This window comes from Aestuariicoccus sp. MJ-SS9, from assembly GCF_032586235.1.
In the GTDB taxonomy this organism is placed as follows: domain Bacteria; phylum Pseudomonadota; class Alphaproteobacteria; order Rhodobacterales; family Rhodobacteraceae; genus Aestuariicoccus.
On the sequence record NZ_JAWHTD010000006.1, the window covers coordinates 172427 to 190976 of the forward strand.

Consider the following 18550-nt stretch of genomic DNA (forward strand, 5'->3'; position numbering starts at 1 on the left):
GGCGCGCAGCGATGAGTCCGCAGGACAAACCCCGACCGCCTCTGCCGCCCTTCACGTTCGATGAGGCCGTGCAGAAGGTCCGGATGGCCGAGGATGCCTGGAACAGCCGCGATCCCGCACGGGTCGCGCTGGCCTACACGCCGGACACGGCCTGGCGCAACCGGTCCGAGTTTCTCAACGGGCGCGAAGAGGTCGAGGCCTTTCTGACCCGCAAATGGGCCAGCGAGAACGGCTATCGCCTGATCAAGGAGATCTGGGCGCACGAGGCCAACCGGATCGCGGTGCGCTTTTGCTACGAGTGGCACGACGAGACCGGCCAGTGGTTCCGCGCCCACGGCAACGAAAACTGGGAGTTTGCCGAAAGTGGCCACATGGCCGTCCGGCATGCCTCCATCAATGACGTCCCGATCGCAGAGGAGGAGCGGCTGTTTCTATGGCCGCAGGGCCGACGCCCGGACGATCACCCGGGGCTGACAGAGCTTGGGCTCTGACGCCCCCCGAACGACAAGACCAAGGAGGACAACAGAAATGAAAGACACATACGAGGTGCCCCAGATGATGACCAAGGAAGACGTGACGGCGATGATCCTGTCGGCCAAGAAACAGGCCGGCCTGGGGTGGGAAGAGATCGCGGAAAAGATCGGCATGTCCCCGGTCTGGACCCATTCCGCCTGCATGGGCATGAACGCCATGCCCGCGGACAAGGCCGAGGCGCTGGTCCAGGTCATGGGCCTGCCGCAGGAAGCCGCCGGCGTGCTGGCCGAAAGCCCCACGAAGGTCTGGGAACAGACCGTTCCGACCGACCCCTGCATCTACCGCCTTTATGAGATCGTCGGCGTCTACGGCCCCACGATCAAGGCGCTGATCCACGAGAAATTCGGCGATGGCATCATGTCCGCCATCGACTTCGACATGCAGATCACCCGCGTGCCGCACGAAAAGGGCGACCGCGTCAAGATCGAGATGTCGGGCAAGTATCTCGGCTACAACAGCTGGTAAGACCCCGGCTGCAACAGCCTTTGACCCAACGGCGGCCCGTCCGATCACCTCGGACGGGCCGTTCTCATGTCCGCCGACACGGGCCCGGGTTCCGCAGACCAACAGCGGCCCAGATATGCTGGATCATTTGAAGGATACCTGGTCGGAGTGAGAGGATTCGAACCTCCGGCCCCTGCCTCCCGAAGACAGTGCTCTACTTTTTCACTGTAGAACACTTCAGAACAAAATTTAGAAATTTCAATGATTTAAAATCTATGATAAGATATAGATGCACATAGATACCCCTCCAAGCGGACGTCATTTCCGAGACAAAAACGAGACAATTTTCATGCCAACCCTAACCGAGCTCTCAATCCGCAAGCTGGCCCATCCACCGTCAGGTAGTATCAAACACATGGATGCGGCACTTCCTGGTTTCGGTATCCGCTGCACGGTACGTTCCAAAGCATTTTTCGTCATGTATGGTGAAGGACGACGTTTGAAGACGTTGGGGAAGTGGCCGGACCTGTGCTTGAAAGACGCCAGACAAGCGGCACGTCAGTTCCTTTCTGAGCCGCCAAAATTGTCAAATTCGATGCGCTTGAGCGAGCTTCGAGCTAACTTTTTGGAAGACTGCAAAACACGACTACGTTCCAGCACGGTGGAGCGTTACTTTTATGCCCTCAGGGGCCTCAAAGACTGCAAAGTCGATCAGATCTCCACCAACATCCGCGATCCCAATCAGGTTAAAGCGCTGAAGGCGATGTTCAACTGGGCCATTGATCACGGGTACTATGATCGTAATCCATTCCTGAGGCGGAAGGTGCGGTTTGAAGAACGTGACCGATTGCTCACCGATGAAGAAATCGGTGCCGTCTGGCACTATGAACAGCAGCCGTTCTCGAGCATCGTGAAGTTACTCATCCTCACCGGCCAAAGGCGCAACCAAATCTGGCGCTTCGAGCCGAAGTGGGTTCGAAACGACGAACTGGTTTTCCCCGCTATTGTAATGAAGGGGAACAAGGCACATACGATTCCGATCACGGGCTTTGGTGAGTATCTTCCCGATACTCCCTTTGCGTTCAACAGTTGGTCAAAGTCAAAGGCGAAGTTGGACAAGGAAACTGGAGTAACTGATTGGGTGCTTCACGACTTTCGTCGGTATTTCTCGACGACCATGGCGCGTCTCGGAGTACCGCTTCATATCACCGAGCACATCATTGATCATCGCTCGCAGGTCAGCGGCGTCGCTGCCATATACAATCGGTATACGTATCTTGACGAGATGCGCGATGCGCTCAACCGATACGAACGCCACGTTCGGAAGGTGGTGGCTGACTTTGCACGTGACGGAGGTCTTGCGACCGCATAGGCTAGAAGCTTCTCGGGAAACTTGTCGAAACCCGAGCATCGCGATGCTCTTCAATCATGGAGAGATCGTGATGAGGATCTTGTCAAAGCGCGAGCTAAAGGAGTTGGTTCTGTATTCGCCGCAACACATCGCACGCCTCGAAAAGGCCGGGAAATTCCCTAAGCGGGTTTATCTCGGCCCCAACAGGGTGGGATGGGTCGAAGACGAAGTACTGAACTGGCTTCAGGAACGGCTGGACCGCCGAGAAACGACCTGACGACACTCCCCGTGTGGGAGCATGGGTGGCCGGGTGTGCACAACTCGGTCACCCTACTTCAGCTCGCGGCCCTTATCCGTCCACGACCAGGGGGAACTCCAACTCCACATGCCTTCCAAACGTATGCTTTGGAAATGGCGACCAGTGCATGGCAAATTCGACGAACAGTATCAGCGCCTCCGAGTGGACCAAATGCACTCTTGCGCAAGGGCGTTCACATAATGAGGGGCAAGACCCTTCTCGGGAAAGGAGACAGAGCATGACAGTCAGAACAGCGATCATCGGCCTGGGCATCATGGGGCGCCGGATGCTGATACAGATGCAAGCTCATGAGGGCTTTGCCCTTTCCGCTCTTTGGGACCCGGACCCGACAGCCTGCGCAACAGCGGAGTCTTTGGCCCCCGAGGCGGTGATTGTCGAAAGTGCCTCTGCGGCGATCGAAACCGCGGATCTGGTCTATCTTGCCTGTCCGCCGGTGCCGCGCCGCGCATACACGTTGGAAGCCGCAGCCGCCGGAAAGGCGCTGTTCATCGAAAAACCCTTGGGCGTGGATCTTGCCGCTTCCGAAGCGATGGTCGCGATGATCGAAAAAAGCGGCGTGCCCGCGGCTGTCAACTTTACCCAGGCTGCGGGCGCGGCATTGACTGGTGTCGCGCAGGCCTCGAAGAGCGGCGCGTTGGGGGATCTGATCGGCGCAGATATCGTCGTGACCTATGCCGCCTGGCCGCGCGCCTGGCAGGTCGACGCAGATTGGCTGCGTTTTCGCGCCGAGGGCGGAATGACCCGCGAAGTGCTTTCGCATTTCCTGTTTTTCTCGGAACGGATTTTCGGGCCGCTTTCAGTGCGCTTCGCGTACCCTTCCTTTCCGTCCGACGCTTCCTTGTGCGAAACGCACCTGCTGGCGCGTCTGGAAAGCGCCGCAGGCCTTCCGGTCAGCATACTCGCATCGGTCGGCGGTGCCCAACCAGACCGGCAGGAACTCACGATCAAAGGCAGCGCTGCCAGCCGTCGGATTTCGGATTTTTATGTAGACGCTGTCTCGGACGGTGGCCCGTTCACGGAGATCACCGAGCGTCCGGCGGATCCCCGCGCTTCGAGCCTGCGGGCACAGCTTGACGCAATGCTCTTGTGTATTGCGGGTCAATCCCACCCGCTGGCAACCCCGCAAGAAGCGCTGCGCGTCCAACGCTTGGTCGAAACGATGCTGGCGACTTGATTGGCTTTGTTGTCATTGTTCCGAGCGGGGCGATTGGCCTTCCTCGCAAGCGCTCAGCCGGCTCCGAACGCGGAGATCGCCCTGTCGGAGCGATGGACGTGCGGGTGAATCACTGGCGTCTGCCGCCCAGTGCAAATTTGTGTGTGGACGGGTCAATACACTGACGACAGGAGGCCCGGATGCACCTCGGGATCATTGGTTTTGGAAACATCGCGAAAACTCTGCTCCAGCTTCTGGAGCAAGAGCCCGTCAAACGTCTGACGGTTCTGGTGCGCGAGGCGCATCGTGAAGACGCGGCCGATTTGCTTGAAAAGACCCCTGCCGCCAGCGTCTGCGATGTGGTGACGTTTGCGGACGATTTGGTCGATGCCAAGCCCGACCTGGTTGCGGAATGCGCGGGCGCAGGCGCGGTGGCGGATATTGTCCCCCGTCTTCTCGGGGCAGGCATTTCGACGGTCGTGGTTTCCATCGGGGCGCTTGCGGACGATGCCCTGGCAGCCGGCCTGAGGCAAGCCGCCGAGGCTGGATCGGCCAAGCTAATCCTGCCTTCCGGGGCCATTGGCGGGATAGATCTCCTGGCCGCTCTGAAGCCTGCTGGCGATCTCTCCGTTACCTACCAAGGAACCAAGCCGCCCGGTGCATGGATGGGAACCCCTGCCGAGGCGGCGCTCGACCTAGAAGCACTGGCCGAACCAACGGTTTTCTTTAAGGGCAGCGCGCGAAACGCCGCGCTCAATTACCCCAAAAACGCCAACGTCGCTGCAACCCTAGCGCTGGCAGGGGCGGGCTTTGAAGCGACGCTTGTCGAACTGGTGGCAGACCCCACCGCCGCGAAGAACAGCCACGCGTTCGAAGTGGAGTCACCTTTGTGCCGGTTTTCCGTGAGGATCGACAACGCGGCCTCGGCTGCAAACGCGAAGACCTCGGTGGCGACGGTCTACAGCCTCCTCAGAGAAATCAATCGCGTCAGGCATTCCGTGGTCGTCTGAGGGGCTCGCGGCAGGCCATGCAGTCTTGGCCACCACACGCGGACTTCATCAAGGGCAGCGGTCAGACGTACCGCGCACAAATGTCGGACAATGACCGCAACCTGCTTCGATCAAGATTGCTCAAGGAAACCCCTGCAAAACCGGAGCCGTCTACGAATGACACCCCCGGCCAGAAGCCCACGATGCACCAAAAATCAACCCGGACCACCCGATGGGGGCAGATCACTTCCTTTTCCGGGATGAGTCGTTTTGGAGGCGCCGGCACAAAATTCTTGCTCGGTAGGCCGGATCGGGCGACCATGATGGCAAGCAAATCGCCGACTGCACATTTTCTATGAATTTCTGATTTGGACGCGCGGGGTCACGATCATGCCGCCTAAGAACGACAAACCCGGTGGGGGCGGGAACGGCAACGGAAATGGTGGCCCGAAGCGGGACAAGACACCGCCATCTCTCGAAGGACCAACTACGATCTCGGTCGAGGAAAATCAGACTGACGTTGCTGATTTCGATACCGATGATGGAACGGCCGCCTGGTCGGTCGCGGGTTTGGATGCCGCTCTTTTGGATATCGGCGCAGACGGTGTGATAACGTTCAGGACGGCGCCGGATTATGAAGCCCCTCAGGATGCTGACGGCGATGGCGTTTACGAGGTCACCGTTCAAATTACCGATCCGGCTGGCAATTCAACTTCGCAGGCGCTTGCGGTAACCGTTCTGGATGTCGTCGAGGACACGACGCCGCCGACAATCGAGGGCGTGACCGCCATCACTGTCGACGAGAACCAGACCGCCGTATCCGATTTTCAGGCCGACGAGGCCGGAACGTGGACGTTGGTCGGGGCTGATGACGACGCGCTGTTCGTGATCGACCCGGTGACCGGCACGGTCAGCTTTGGCAGCTCGCCGGATTATGAGGTTCCCGGCGATGCCAATCAGGATAACGTCTACCGGATTACGGTAGCGATCACCGATGCGGCTGGCAACACTGCCACGCAGACCATCGACATCACCGTTGCGGATGTCGATGAGGACGCAGGAGCGCCGTACAACCGGATCGTGATTTTCGGCGACAGCCTGAGCGACAATGGCAATTTCAATGCGCTCGCGGCGGAATTCCTGCTCAGGGACGACAATGGTGAACCGATCTACTCTGTTCCGTTTCAATACGATGGCGGTGGCAGCGTGCGCACCTACGACACCCGGGCCTTCACAGACGGCACGGTATACGCGGACACCTTGGCGCGCCTTTTGTCGTTGGATGCCAACTACGAGAATTATGCCTTCGGTGGCGCGCAGGCGCTGGGGTCGCGGTTTGGGGCCGGGTATATTCAGGACTATTCCAACCTCAGCTATGCGACCTATGAGGGCGGCACAGCGCCATTCTCTATCGTCGAGGACACCGATGCGGCGCTGGCGGCCTATGGAGAGTTCGATATCAATCTCGCTGCGCAGGTCGACAGGTATCTCGCGGACACTAGCGGCATTGTGGAGCCGGGCACGCTGGCCATTTTGAACATCGGCGCAAACGATCTTGGCGAATTCGACACGAGTCTCCTGAACATTCTTTTGGGCGGCGTGGACGAATTCGCGCGGGATATCGGTAACGAGATCGAAACCCAGGTGCTTCGGCTGCTCGGCGCGGGGGTCGACACGATCGCATTGTACCGGCTTCCCGTGGCGGAGTTCTTCGTCGGGTTCGACGATTTGGCCTTCTACGAAGAGCCGGTCGCCCGCGACCTGATCGACGCGGTCAACAACGAGATTGACGACGCCGAGCGGTCGTTGTTGGTGGCCGGTGTCGACGTGCAGCTGGTGCGGTTGGACACCATGTCGAAAGAGCTGATGGTCGATATGGCAACCTACGGGTTTCTGGCCCGGGGGCCGTACCTTTATGGGTATTCCGGCGATCCGCGTTGGGTTGAAACCTCGCCGGGTGTCATCGAACCCGTCTTCGAGGTCAACGCCTCGGCCGCTCAATACCGTCCAGAGCAGATCCTGTTCTTCGACGAGATCCACCCCTCGGGCGCCATGCACGACATGCTGGCGGTCTTCTCCAACCTGACGGTTGCACGGGACGAAACGCTTGGATCGACCAGCGCCAATGTTTTTGATCTGACTGGCGCCGATGATTTCGTGATTGCCCGCGATGGCGCAGACGTGGCCAATCTTGGCGCGGGCAACGACGTGGCGCTTGGCGGAACGGGTAACGATTCGCTTCGCGGCGACGAAGGGTCGGATTTGCTGATCGGCGGGAAAGGCGGTGACAATCTTCAGGGGGGCGACGGCAGCGATTTTCTGACCGGCAGCTCCGGTAACGATACGCTGGCCGGTGGTGCCGATCCTGACATTTTGATCGGCGACCTGGGCAACGATACAGCATATGGAAATCGTGGCGACGACATCTTCATCTATTTCGAAGAAGAACTGCGAGGCGGCAGTGGCGCTGCCACGGATTTCTACCAGGGTGGCGCGGGCGAGGACACTTTGCTTGTATTCCTCTCTGAAATGGCCGGCGTTGTACAGACGGCATCGACCAACTCGGTTGAGCTGTCTTTCGAAGACGGATCAACACTCACCACAGTGGGAATCGAAAATATCATCTTGCATAACGGGCTGCCGGAGGATTTGGATAGCCCGATCAATGACCTGAGCCTCGCAGAAGACCTTTGGGCAAGGTATGACGATGGCCAGCTCTGGGGTGTGATCTGACCTCGTGCGTCTCTTTGATATCCGTCTGTCTGGCCGGGCTCGGCGTGTCCCGAGTAGTGCCTGCGGTGGTGTCAAGGCGAAGGGCTTGAGCAGGTCATTGGGGGAACGTAGCTTCTCGCCATGAGGACTCCCGACCCTTTCCGGCACTTTCGAACCAGCCGCGAAGCGATCCGACTTGCGGTTATGCTGCACGTCAGATTTCCGCTTTCGTTGCGGAACCGATCCGCCGCTCTCGCCGAGTGCGCCAACTTTGTGCAGAATAATGGGCAGCATCACTTTCCAAGCCAAGATGGTTCGAGTCCGTCTGACAGCACCTTGGGCCGCTCAAAGAAGCCGGATATACGTCAGCAATCGTGATCCTGAACCAGACCAAACAGACCGTTGCAATAAGGCGGGGTCCATATACGTCCACACATGACACCAGCCAATACACGAAGGCCGTAACGGACATGGCAAGTAAACGTGACAGCGCCAGTTGCCGGCTTTTCGGAACGGCTGCACCTTGTTAACCTTTTCTGGATACAAAGAAGGGAAAGGCAGGTTCGACGGCGCTCCGGGTCGCTGAAAGGACGTGTCATCTTCTTTCGAAAACGGTTGTTCGAGACTGGAGATATCTATGAACGTTTCACCCATATTCCGCTTCAACACTCCTGATCCCGAGTTGATCGAAGGGGACGGCGGCAACAACACACTCGTGGGTGGCGGTGGCAACGACACATTGAAGGGGTTCGGTGGCAACGACAGCCTGGATGGCGGTGACGGACGCGACCGGCTGGAAGGTGGCGATGGAGACGACACCCTTGATGCCTCGGGAGGGACGGCGGAAAGCCAGAGCATCGGCGACGTACTGCGGCCGGGTCTGGGCAGCGACACGATGCTTGGTCATGCCGGACTGTGGGCCACTGGTGCGGCCACCGGCGGCGAGGGCGCGACGTTGAGCTACGGCGACGTCTCGGGCGTGGGAGGGCTCACGATAACCGTGGGCGAAGAGGGCACCGGGACCGCCGTGAGCGGCGACGCAGGCCAGGTCGACGACACCTTTTCCTATGTCAATTTCGTCGAGGGGAGCCAGGACGGCGACCTGATCATCGGCTCGAACGAGGACCGCTACCAAGGCTTCGCGCCGCTTGGGGGCGTCGACACGGTGCATGGCGGCGCTGGCTTTGACCAGCTGCATTACGAGAAAGAAGCGAACTGGACGGAGGATCCGGGCAGCGGCATTGTGGTCGACTGGGACGTGGGCACGGTCATCGACACTCTGGGCAACACGGACGTCTTCACTGGAATTGAAAGTATTCACGGCACAGAGATGGGCGACTTGATGGACGCTACGGGCGTGAACGAGTGGACGCAGCTGCGCGGCGAGGGCGGCGACGATACTTTGATCGGTGGTGAGGGCGACAACCGCATCCGCGGCGGTGATGGCTATGACATCGCGGTGATCAACGTGAACGAAGCCGATGCTACGATCACCGTGGAGGGCAGTGCGGTCACGATCGAATCCTCACAAGGAACCGACGAGCTCCAGGATATCGAAGAAATCCAGTTCCTAGACACAAGCTTTGCGGTTGAACCGCAAGGCGAGTTGCTCGTCGGTCTCGAAGGCTCTGACAGCATCGTCGGCGGCGAGGGTCCGGACAGCATCTTCGGGCTCGAGGGCGACGATACTCTCGAGGGCGCGGGGGGCGACGACAACATCGGCGCGGGCGCGGGTGACGACGAGGTTTCGGGCGGCGAGGGCAACGACCTTATGGGCGGCGGACCCGGCAATGACGACATGGGCGGCGGTGTCGGCAACGACTTCATGGGCGGAGGCCAGAATGACGACACGGTCGATGGCGGCGCGGGAAACGATGTGGTCAACGGAGGGCCGGGCAACGACCTGATGATCGGCGGTGACGGCTCCGACACGATGGGCGGTTCTTTCGGTGCCGACACGATTCAGGGCAATGGCGGCGACGACGATCTGGGCGGCGGGTCGGGCCAGGACAGCATCGACGCAGGAATTGGCGACGACAGCGTCGGCGGCGGCGAGGCCAACGATGTGATCTTCGGCCGCGGGGGAGACGACTTCCTCGCGGGAGGTGGACGCGACGACCAGATCTCGGGCGGCGCGGGCAACGATACGATAAATGGCGGCGACGGCGACGACATCATGACCGGCGGATCGGGCGCGGATGTCTTCGTTTTCAACTTCTTCAAGGACGGCGACGACGACCGGATCAACGACTTCACCGACGGCGAAGACAGTTTCCTGATCCGCATCGTCAATCCCGAAACCGGCGAGGCCAACATCTCGAACGGCGGCAACGGTCTCCAGGGTTATGTCGACGCGCTCAACATCACCGACGTCGCGGGCGGCGCGCAGATGAACGTCGGCGGGCATCTTGTCCTGGTGCAGGGGGTTAGTGCTGCGGACCTCACAGCCGCGGATTTCAGCTTCATCTGATTGAATCCAGATATCTCGGGCAACCTCCTTTGGTCCGAGCGCACCGGCGAGTTCGAGACGCAAAAGCCTTTTGGCAGCAGCATTGACGGAACTGATGTCCATCAGCAGTTCTGCAAGCCGACTAGCCCCTAGAGCCTCAAGGTTCTTTGTATTCAAGGTTTTCTTTGATGCGGTAACCGCCGCACAGCGGGCAGGTCAGCAGAGGGCGTCCAGCTCCAGCAGCTGGAAGATCGCGCGCTCGATCCAAGGCTGGAACCCTTTTCCGGCGTTCGGGAACCGGGTCAGTTCGCAGAACTTGGGGCCCTCCGGCGTCAGGAAGAAATCCCAGCGCAGCAGCATCGGGAAGGCAAGCGACAGCCGCTCCGCCAGCGCTATAGCCTCGTCGAACCCCTCGGGCTTGGGCTCGGGCTCCAGCTCGGGCCAGGTGGCGCTCGCAGGCAGGCGCGACCAGTCCCGTGTCACCGTCATCATGCCCTTGCGCGCCTTTGGTCCGTTACGGTCCAGCACCTGCACAAAGGGCACCCGGCCGCGCGCGGCGAAGACCTTGACATCGCGCGGGATTTCGAGCGTCGGGTCCATGACGTCGCGCTCGGCCTCTTCGACCAGCACTTCCTGGCTGGCGAGGCCAAGCTCGACGTATTTGTCCCGAACGATCCGGGCCACGGTGTCGCCCGGCAGGTGGCGCCAGGTGGCCAGGGTCCGCACGTCGGTTCCGTCGACCCGGAACACGCCCTTGGACGAGTAGGCGAAGGTCGGTTTGATGATGTACCGGTCGGGCAGCGCGGCAAAGTCGAGCGCGTGCACGTTTTCGGCTCTGGCGATCAGGCGGCTGACGGGCACGCCCTGCGCGACGATCCATTTGCGGAAGTCGGATTTCGTCGGCATCGCCGTCAGCCGGCCGGCGACACTATCCTTCGGGGCCTCCTGGAATTCCCGCCAGCGCGTCTTGATCCGCCATTCCAGCGCGCCAATTCCGCCGGCGCCCGGCGCCCGGCGCCATGCCAAGCCCCCAATCCAGCAACACGACGCGCGGATCGCGTTCCAGCGCGGCGGCGAAGGTCTGCAACGCCTCGATGCGCCGCCCCTCGGCCAAGAGCCTCCGGCCCTGTTCCACAAGGACAAGCGCGTCCAGCCGCGGGGCCAGACGGACCTTCTGGTCGCCGATTTCCACGCCGCTTGCACGCAGCCGCCAGCGTGACCGCAGGGCCGTGGGAAGAACCTCGAATACGCTGCGCAGGTGAGCAGACATCTTGCCCCCGACCGTCACCCTGCCAATTGGCTTGTGGAAAACGTTGCCACTCGTGAAATCAAACCGAAATTCCCCAAGTAGAACGCCGACCGTTCCATGTTGCGGCGACTTTGGGCACTGATCAAGCTTCATGTGTCCGCAGTTTGGTGGTTCTGGCATCAGAAGCGCGAACTGAGCATGAATTGTGGCCTTGGCAGCCGGGTTGATCCGGTTTTCGGACGGATAGGCACCCCATTGGGCAGACCAGTCGAGCCGGGTTTGTTCGGATTTTGTCGCCGACGTCACCATGCCGGAACCGGCGGCGCGCGCAGCACGCTGTCTGCCAGTTCATTCAGGCCGAGCACCTCGTCCAGCTCCCGGAACAGCAACAAACCGCCATCCGAACTGATCTTCACACCATGAAACTCAAGCCGCACCCGACGGTCAAAACCAAGCCGAACAGCACCCGGTTCGTCTGCACCCTTCAGGTGATCCATGAAGACACCCTCCCCACTGCTTTAACATGCTGAAATATAAAACGTTACCGGCCGTCAGGATGCGAAAATCGGTACGTTACTTGGAGAATACGGGGTGAAACGGGCCCTGACAGTCGAGAGTGTAGAGGGTCGCAGCGTTCAGGGTGCTGTCCTCTCTTCGCAGGCCCTCCAGCACGATACGGATCTTCTCGTCCGCCGAATTCTCCTTTGGTATCTTGCGGTGAATAACCTGTAAGACCAGATCAGCGGCTGCTTATGGTGGTCCGGATTTCTTTGTCATCTTCGTTTCCTGACGGTTCAGATGAGCCAGAAATCCTACGTTGCCAAGACCCCTCAATCCGTCTCACAGGTGCTGATGCCGGACAAGACGCGGCGAATTTGCAACTATTTGAGCCTGCAACTCGGCAAGAAGCTCCCGAAGCGCCAAGTGAAGGCAAAGTTGCGTGAAGATCGCCAGGAAGCCATCGCGCCGGATGATGATTGGGCGATGAATTTTGTCCACGAACAACTCGCTTGTGGCAAGAAGCTCCGCATCCTGACCACTCCGGACTGTTGTGGATACCCATCAGGGCGGCCATCGAGCGCGTCTTCGAGGCCACCTGGCAACGGTGTCGCGTCCATTGGATGCGCAACGCGCTCGCCCACGTCTCGCGCGGCCAGCACACCGTCGTCGCCGCCGCGATCCGCCAGGCCTTCGATCAACCCGACCGCCACCAGGCCGGAGAGACCTGGCGCCGGGTCGCCGACCAGCTCCGGTCACGCCGGCCCAAGCTGGCCGAGCTCATGGACGACAGCGAGCACGACGTGCTGGCCTACATGGCCTTCCCTTGACAGCACCGCACCAAGCTGCATTCGACCAACCCGATCGAGCGTCTGAACAAGGAGGTGAAACGCCGCGCCGACGTCGTCGGGATCTTCCCAAACGAGGCCTCGATCACCCGCCTGATCGGCGCTGTGCTCTTCGAACAGAACGACGAATGGCAGACCGCCAGCCGCTACATGATGCTCGAGGCCTTCGCCAACATCGGCCACGAGGAAACCGACCCCATTCTCAGCATCGCAACCCAGGCCGCCTGATCATGACCTCAGGCCACCAGGGAAATTACACCAGCTTGACGGACGTGACCAAAAATTGGCCTTAGGCTCCGATGACCACCCGAAGTCGTCGCTCAGAGTACGCTGCGCTCACGGAAATCAAAGATCGCGCATTTCTCACCATCATTGTGTTGCGCGATCCAAGGGGTATGATCCCGAAACCATGAGCCGGGCAGCGGGCGCTCCGCCTGCTGCGCGCCGGGGTGTCGAATTGGTCTGTAAGTTCCGGAACATCGATCCATGCGAGTACTTAACGTCTGCGAAACGGCAAAGGGCGGCGTCGGAACCTATCAGGCGGCCCTCGCCGCGATGAGCGGGATGGGCGTGGAGATGCACTATCTCGTGCCAGAACAGGATGCGGATTTCCTGGGAGGCGAGGCGAAGACCTACACGTTCGACCGTCGGAAACGCGGTGTTTTCTCGCTTCTTGCCATGCTCTATGAAACGCGGCGCTTGATAAAGGAACTGCAGCCAGACCTCTGTTTCTTCCACAGCAGCTTTGCGCTTGCCGGGCTGGCCATGTTGCGCGGGCCCGGCGCCCGGCGCCCGGCGCTCTATTGTCCCCACGGTTGGGCCATTGCGAGCCATTCCTCCGGAGGTCTTAAAAGCCGGATCATACGGGCAGTCGAAGGCCGTCTTGCCGGACTGGCCGACACCACGGTCTGCGTTTCGCAACATGAGAAGGACCTTGCGGACACGCTGGGTTATCACGGCAGGCGCGTCGTAATCGAGAATGCAGTCCCGCCACCGCGACCGGATGCGCGCGACGATCTATTCCACGATGAACCGGACGCCCTGCACCTGCTCTTCGTGGGCAGGCTGGACCGCCAGAAAGGCTTCGATATCCTCGCGCAGGCCATGCGCCTGGCGAACCGGCCGGACGTCAGGCTGAGTGTGGTGGGCGGTGCGGTTCGAGGCGATGGCGCATCGGGCGACATACCGCAGGGCACGACCCTGGTGGGCTGGGTGGATCCCTCGGAAATCGACCACTGGCACCGGTCGGCGGACGCGCTGATCGTCCCCTCGCGTTGGGAAGGTCTGCCCCTCGTCATTCTTGAGGCGTTCCGCAATGGAACGCCGGTGATCTGCTCCGAGCGCAGCGGTATGGAGGCGTTGGTGACGCGCGGTGTGACCGGGGATCACTTCGATCTGACACCCGAGGCGCTGGCCAAAGTCCTGCGCGGGCTCGACAAATCCGCGCTGCGTGCGATGCGCCCGGCCTGCCGCGACGTGTTCGAAACCCGCTTCAGCATCGCGAGGCTGCACAGGGAACTTTTCGCGGTGATGCAGGAGGCCGTGGCGAAATGACCGCCGTCGCGCCCTGGCTGCCGAACTTCTTCATCGCGGGTGTCCCGAAGGCCGGCACCAGTTCGTTGCACCGATGGCTCGCCGCCCACCCGGACGCCTTTGGGTCGACGGAAAAGGAAACCTGCTATTTTGCCGATCCCACGTCCCATCTCTTCCGCCCGGATGCGAACATCACCAACGAGTTGGCAGGTTATGAGGCCTTTTTCCCCGTTCCTGAGGATGCGCACCCAAGGGTGATCTTCGAATCCACGCCCGCTTACATCTACCAGCGCGCGGCGCTCGACCAGATCCCGAACCTGCATACGCGTCCAAAATGCCTCTTTGTCCTGCGCGAACCGGCGGAACAGATCCATTCGCTTTTCACCTACTTCCAGAACAACTGGAATTACATTCCGGCGGAGATGACTTTCGAAGACTTTCTCGCGGCGATCCGCGAAGGTAGCGCATCGTTCTCCGGTAACGAGCTGGCGGAAAACGCGCTGTCCAACGCGCGCTACGCAGTGCACTTGCGGCCTTGGCGCGAACGGCTGGGTCCGGATCGCTTTCGCGTCGTGACCTTCGACGAGTTGCGGCGCGACCCCCGCGGGTTGATGACGCGGCTCGCTATGTGGCTCGATCTCGATTCTGCGTTTTACGACAGCTTCCGCTTCGAGGTTGAAAACGAGAGCTACGTGCCGCGCTCTCGCCTGCTGCAGCGCCTAAACATCGCGCTGCGCGCCTCGCTGCCCAAGGGCGCGACCTACAACATTCTGCGCCGCGCCTACCGGCTTCTCAACACGACGAAAACCGCTCGCACGCCTGACACGCGCGACAATCTCGCCGCGCTACGCGCCGAGTTCCTCGAGCACAACGCCCAGCTCGCGCGAGACTTCGACCTCGATCTCTCGGAATGGTCAGGCTGAGTCAGCGCGTCAGCATCTCGTCGTAGATCGCCAGCAGGTTGCGCAGATGCGCCTGCGGCGACACCTCTTCCGCGAGCGCGCCGCTGTCGAACGCGCCAAGCGTCGGCAAGAGTTTGAGCGCCGCCGCGAGATCGTCGACCGACGGCTTTTGATAGATCAACCCGTCTTCCCCGTCTCGCACCGTCTCGGCGGCCGCACTCCACATGCCGCAAACCACTGGGATCCCGCGCAGCAGCGCCTCGATGGGAACTAGGGGCTGGCCTTCGTACCAAAGGCTGGGGAACACCAGGGCACGGGCCTGGGACAGGTGGAGCTGAACCTCTTCCGGGCGCACCCAGCCGGTGATCTCTGCATCGGGATTGGCGGCCAGGATGGCTTCCGCTTCGGGACCATCACCTACGAACAGTACCGGCAATCCAAGACGCCGCGCCGCCTGGGCAAGATGTAATCCGCCCTTCTCGGGCGCGAGGCGCCCGACGAAGACCAGCAACTTGTTGGCATCCACGTCTACGTGAGGGCCGCCGGGCTCCACCGGATTGGAGACATGATGCAGCCGCGCTGACGACGGAAGGTAGGGCGCCATCGCGCGGCGTTGGGTCTCCGAGATGTAGATGACGTCTTTCAGACCGCCCGGCAAAAGCCCCGGCCCTCGAGCTACAAAACCGCGGGCCACGCGCCAGGCCTTGTGCACGGCGCGCCGGGAATCGCAGTTGGTGCTCAGGCAGGCCGGCCCAAGGGGGCGCAGCGTGCAGATCTCGTTACGCGGATAGTTGAAGAAGCCGCCGTTGGGGCAGGCCAGGAAGTACTCGTGCATGGTGAACACGGAGCGTAACGGCCCCCTTGCGAGAGTGCGGCCGATGGCGGGCGACAGCGCCTTGGCATACCCATGGCAATGGAGCACACAGCGTTCGGGATCCTTGGCCTCGATGGTCTTGCGCAACGCCGACAAGGCGGGTCCGTTCCAAAGCCCGCGCCGCATTGCGCGCAGGCGATCCGGGTCATCGAGGATCGTGAGCTGGTTCAGGCAGACCACCTCGATGCGCGGATGATCGAGCAGCGGCGAAACCGGTCCGCAGGCCGCGAAGAAGGTTACCCGGATACCCGCGTCGGCCAGAAGCCGCGCGGAATCTATGGCCACCTTCGCCTGACCGCCGGTGATATCCGCGAAATCACCGACGATGACCACGTCTTCGACCTTGTGTGTGGGCGTGTCGACCTTGCGCTTCCTTCCTTCAGGGGCCGCTTTTGACATTGACAAGCGACGAGAACGGCTCCGGCCCTGCCAGTTTCGGAAAATTGGGCGGCCTCGGCAACGCCTTTGTGCCACGAAGCCCGATCGTTTTCCATTATCCGCCCACCATCCGCGCCCCAAGTTGTGCATGAGTTTTGCCTTGCCGCGCGCAAAATGGCGGAGGGCGAGTAACGCATTGCACTGCCGTGCATGTTCTGGTCCAATCAACAGCAAAGGTGTCGGAAGGTATGAAGGTTCGACGGACCGCGGTGAGAGCGGTCGTCGCCTGGCTGGCCCGGATGCAGATGGTGAACCTGACCGACGAGTCTACCGCATTCGTGTTCGATAGGAGGTTGCCCATGTCCAGACCCGTGTCACCGAAGGGCGGCGTTGCGCTTTTGCTCGCAGGAATGGTTTTTTCCGCTGCGACAAGCAGTCAGGCAGAGATCACGCTGGCGCCCGGTGATAAAGTATCGCTGACCGTCATCGGAGCCGGCGACCTCGACACGATCTCAATCGTCGATGCAGAAGGCTTCGTCAACTTGCCCGTCATCGGAAGGGTTGCGGCCCAAGGCCTAACGATCGACCAGTTGAAAAACGATGTCTCCGGCGCTCTCAGCCTGCAGCCCCTGCGCCTGCAGACGGCCGACAATCAGAGCATCTGGTTCAAGGCCGAACCCGCGAATGTCTTCTTGTCCCTCGCCGAATACCGCCCGGTTTTCCTGACCGGTCACGTCCAGATGGTGGGCGCGCAGGCCTTCCGTCCCGGCATGACGGTCCGACAGGCGTTGGTCGTCGCCGGCGGTATCGGTCCCGGTCCCGCGAATACCGAGAAGGCAGATATCACCAAACTGCTGGGCGAACGCAGAATTTTGCAGGAGCGCCTGTCGGTCATCGAATCCGAGTTTGCCCGCCTGCAATCCGATCTTGCTGCGATCGACGGCGAGGTGCCGATCAATGCGTCCGGCGAGAGCGAAACGGACGTGTCTGCGCAATGGCTGGCCGCGCGTGAAAAATTCCGCGAACTGAACGAAAACGCCGCGGATCTCACGCTTCAGCAGATGGAAGATCGTCTCGGCGTGCTCAACGAGCTTGAAAAGGTCACGACGGAGACCCTGAAGACCTACGAGGAAGAATATCAACGCGCCCGTGAACTCGCGGCGCGCGGCATCGTCCCCGCGAATTCCGTCACCGAGGCGCAGCGCAGCCTGCTGTCCTTCTCGACCCGTGCTCTTGAAACCACGTCCGAAGCCTACCGAGTACGCACGGACATCGCCCGCAACAAGGAGCGTGCGGCGGCCGCTACAGCCGAGGCCCGGGTCGATGCGCTTGCCGACATGATCCGCGCCGCCAAGGAGGCGCGCGATATCAAGGTGCGCCTTGCGACGCTCGACATGCAGATGCCGCTCCAGGCCGGGGTCACGCCCCAGGACTCCGAGTTCGCGATTGCGGTCAACATCTACCGCACCACCAACGCCGAAGAGATGCTCATTCCCGCTGAATGGGACATGCTCGTCGCGCCGGGCGACGTAATCGAATTCGAATATCGGCCAACCGAGGTGCAGTAAGCTTCCGACACTCCGACGCGTCCAAGGTGGCCCTCACGCTGTGACGGCGCGAAGCCTCTGGGGCCCGGCACGGCGGCCCATTGACGACGCCTGCTGGATCCCCCTCAAGGTCGCAGAGAGACGAGACACACCTATTGGCAGCTCCGGACACCCGACGGTTTCCCGGGCCCCTGGCACGTGTTTCCGTAAGGGAAACAGACTGGACTGTGTTATGTTCAACACAGTGCCGATTCGGGATTTGCTCCGAGAACTTCGTTCGTTTTCTTGATTGCGGTGACCTAACTTTAGACGAGTAGTTGAAAAATTTGAGCCATGCCAAAACCTTCCACTTCCCCGGGCAATTCCAAGGGCAAGGCGCCAGCCATCACCGGATTTTCAGCTGACACCGGTATTCTTGGCGACAACATCACCAGCGACCAGACGCTGACCTTGTTCGGCACCTCGTCACCGGACGACCTCGTGACCATCGTTCTGGACGGCGTCGAGGTGGACACCGTTACCGCCGATACAGACGGCAACTGGAGATACGAGACGCCGACCCTCGATGAAGGCCCGCACGTTTTCGAAGCGACCTCGATCCACGCCAACCGCATGCTGATCTCTGACCCTGTGACAATCGAGATCGACAGTACCGCGCCCGTCGTGACGGTCGACGCGCTCACCGGCGACAACATCCTCGACGACAGCGAGGACGGGGCGGTACGGCTCTCGGGCGGCACGAGCGGCGTCGAGGACGGACAGGTGGTGAG

15 protein-coding genes and 5 pseudogenes are annotated in these 18550 nt (G+C 61.0%); 15 read left to right on the forward strand and 5 right to left on the reverse strand.

The features are described from left to right. Positions 1-11 precede the first annotated feature (11 nt). The 9 genes and pseudogenes from RXV88_RS06875 (at position 12) to RXV88_RS06915 (ending at position 9972) form a co-directional block, all read left to right on the forward strand. Positions 12-491, forward strand: coding sequence for a nuclear transport factor 2 family protein (locus RXV88_RS06875; protein WP_316291429.1), 480 nt, complete (start codon positions 12-14; stop codon positions 489-491). A gap of 37 nt (positions 492-528) precedes the next feature. Continuing rightward, positions 529-999: a cyanase gene (gene cynS / locus RXV88_RS06880; RefSeq protein WP_316291430.1), complete on the forward strand. Its 471-nt coding sequence runs from the start codon at positions 529-531 to the stop codon at positions 997-999. A 328-nt stretch (positions 1000-1327) separates the two neighbouring features. After that, positions 1328-2350, forward strand: coding sequence for an integrase family protein (locus RXV88_RS06885; protein ID WP_316291432.1), 1023 nt, complete (start codon positions 1328-1330; stop codon positions 2348-2350). Positions 2351-2393: 43 nt separating this feature from the next. Next, positions 2394-2606: a helix-turn-helix transcriptional regulator gene (locus RXV88_RS06890; RefSeq protein WP_316291433.1), complete on the forward strand. Its 213-nt coding sequence runs from the start codon at positions 2394-2396 to the stop codon at positions 2604-2606. A gap of 259 nt (positions 2607-2865) precedes the next feature. Next, the gene (locus RXV88_RS06895; protein ID WP_316291435.1) at positions 2866-3822 is read left to right on the forward strand and encodes a Gfo/Idh/MocA family oxidoreductase; all 957 of its coding nucleotides are present in this window, start codon (positions 2866-2868) and stop codon (positions 3820-3822) included. A 179-nt stretch (positions 3823-4001) separates the two neighbouring features. Then, positions 4002-4811, forward strand: a complete 810-nt coding sequence (locus RXV88_RS06900; protein ID WP_316291436.1) for an aspartate dehydrogenase — start codon at positions 4002-4004, stop codon at positions 4809-4811. Positions 4812-5180: 369 nt separating this feature from the next. After that, positions 5181-7523: an SGNH/GDSL hydrolase family protein gene (locus tag RXV88_RS06905; RefSeq protein WP_316291438.1), complete on the forward strand. Its 2343-nt coding sequence runs from the start codon at positions 5181-5183 to the stop codon at positions 7521-7523. Positions 7524-7643: 120 nt separating this feature from the next. After that, a pseudogene (locus RXV88_RS06910) lies at positions 7644-7763 on the forward strand (IS6 family transposase); the annotation flags it as partial. Positions 7764-8139: 376 nt separating this feature from the next. Further along, complete coding sequence (locus RXV88_RS06915; RefSeq protein WP_316291440.1) at positions 8140-9972, forward strand: calcium-binding protein; 1833 nt, start codon at positions 8140-8142, stop codon at positions 9970-9972. Between the two features lie 21 nt (positions 9973-9993). On the opposite strand, the pseudogene RXV88_RS23695 reads toward RXV88_RS06915, so the two are convergent. From RXV88_RS23695 to RXV88_RS06930, 4 genes and pseudogenes are all read right to left on the reverse strand, one after another. After that, positions 9994-10131: pseudogene (locus RXV88_RS23695) on the reverse strand (DUF6880 family protein); the annotation flags it as partial. Between the two features lie 36 nt (positions 10132-10167). Then, on the reverse strand, positions 10168-10977 hold the full coding sequence (locus RXV88_RS06920; RefSeq protein ID WP_316291442.1) for an ATP-grasp fold amidoligase family protein: 810 nt from the start codon (positions 10975-10977) through the stop codon (positions 10168-10170). After that, positions 10880-11509 carry a hypothetical protein gene (locus tag RXV88_RS06925; RefSeq protein WP_316291443.1) on the reverse strand — a complete coding sequence of 210 codons (630 nt, stop codon included), beginning with the start codon at positions 11507-11509 and terminating at the stop codon, positions 10880-10882. Before RXV88_RS06925 ends, RXV88_RS06920 begins: the two co-directional genes overlap by 98 nt. 20 nt (positions 11510-11529) lie before the next feature. After that, a pseudogene (locus RXV88_RS06930) lies at positions 11530-11697 on the reverse strand (transposase); the annotation flags it as partial. A gap of 385 nt (positions 11698-12082) precedes the next feature. Here RXV88_RS06930 and RXV88_RS06935 point away from each other — a divergent pair. The 4 genes and pseudogenes from RXV88_RS06935 to RXV88_RS06950 all read left to right on the forward strand — a co-directional run. Beyond that, positions 12083-12247 (forward strand): annotated as a pseudogene (locus RXV88_RS06935) (IS3 family transposase); the annotation flags it as partial. Between the two features lie 14 nt (positions 12248-12261). Continuing rightward, positions 12262-12774: pseudogene (locus tag RXV88_RS06940) on the forward strand (transposase); the annotation flags it as partial. A 258-nt stretch (positions 12775-13032) separates the two neighbouring features. Next, positions 13033-14100 carry a glycosyltransferase family 4 protein gene (locus RXV88_RS06945; RefSeq protein WP_316291444.1) on the forward strand — a complete coding sequence of 356 codons (1068 nt, stop codon included), beginning with the start codon at positions 13033-13035 and terminating at the stop codon, positions 14098-14100. After that, entirely contained in the window at positions 14097-15002 is a 906-nt protein-coding gene (locus tag RXV88_RS06950; protein WP_316291445.1) for a sulfotransferase, read from the forward strand. The genes RXV88_RS06945 and RXV88_RS06950 overlap by 4 nt, the downstream gene beginning before the upstream one ends. A 1-nt stretch (position 15003) precedes the next feature. Here RXV88_RS06950 and RXV88_RS06955 read toward each other — a convergent pair whose 3' ends face one another. Next, on the reverse strand, positions 15004-16254 hold the full coding sequence (locus RXV88_RS06955) for a glycosyltransferase family 4 protein (RefSeq protein ID WP_316291446.1): 1251 nt from the start codon (positions 16252-16254) through the stop codon (positions 15004-15006). A 227-nt stretch (positions 16255-16481) separates the two neighbouring features. On the opposite strand from RXV88_RS06955, the gene RXV88_RS06960 reads away from it, so the two are divergent. Next, positions 16482-17801 (forward strand): polysaccharide biosynthesis/export family protein, encoded by a 1320-nt coding sequence (locus RXV88_RS06960; protein WP_316291447.1) that lies wholly within the window; start codon positions 16482-16484, stop codon positions 17799-17801. A 312-nt stretch (positions 17802-18113) separates the two neighbouring features. Continuing rightward, on the forward strand, positions 18114-18550 hold a 437-nt coding region (locus RXV88_RS06965), incomplete at its 3' end, for an Ig-like domain-containing protein (protein ID WP_316291449.1).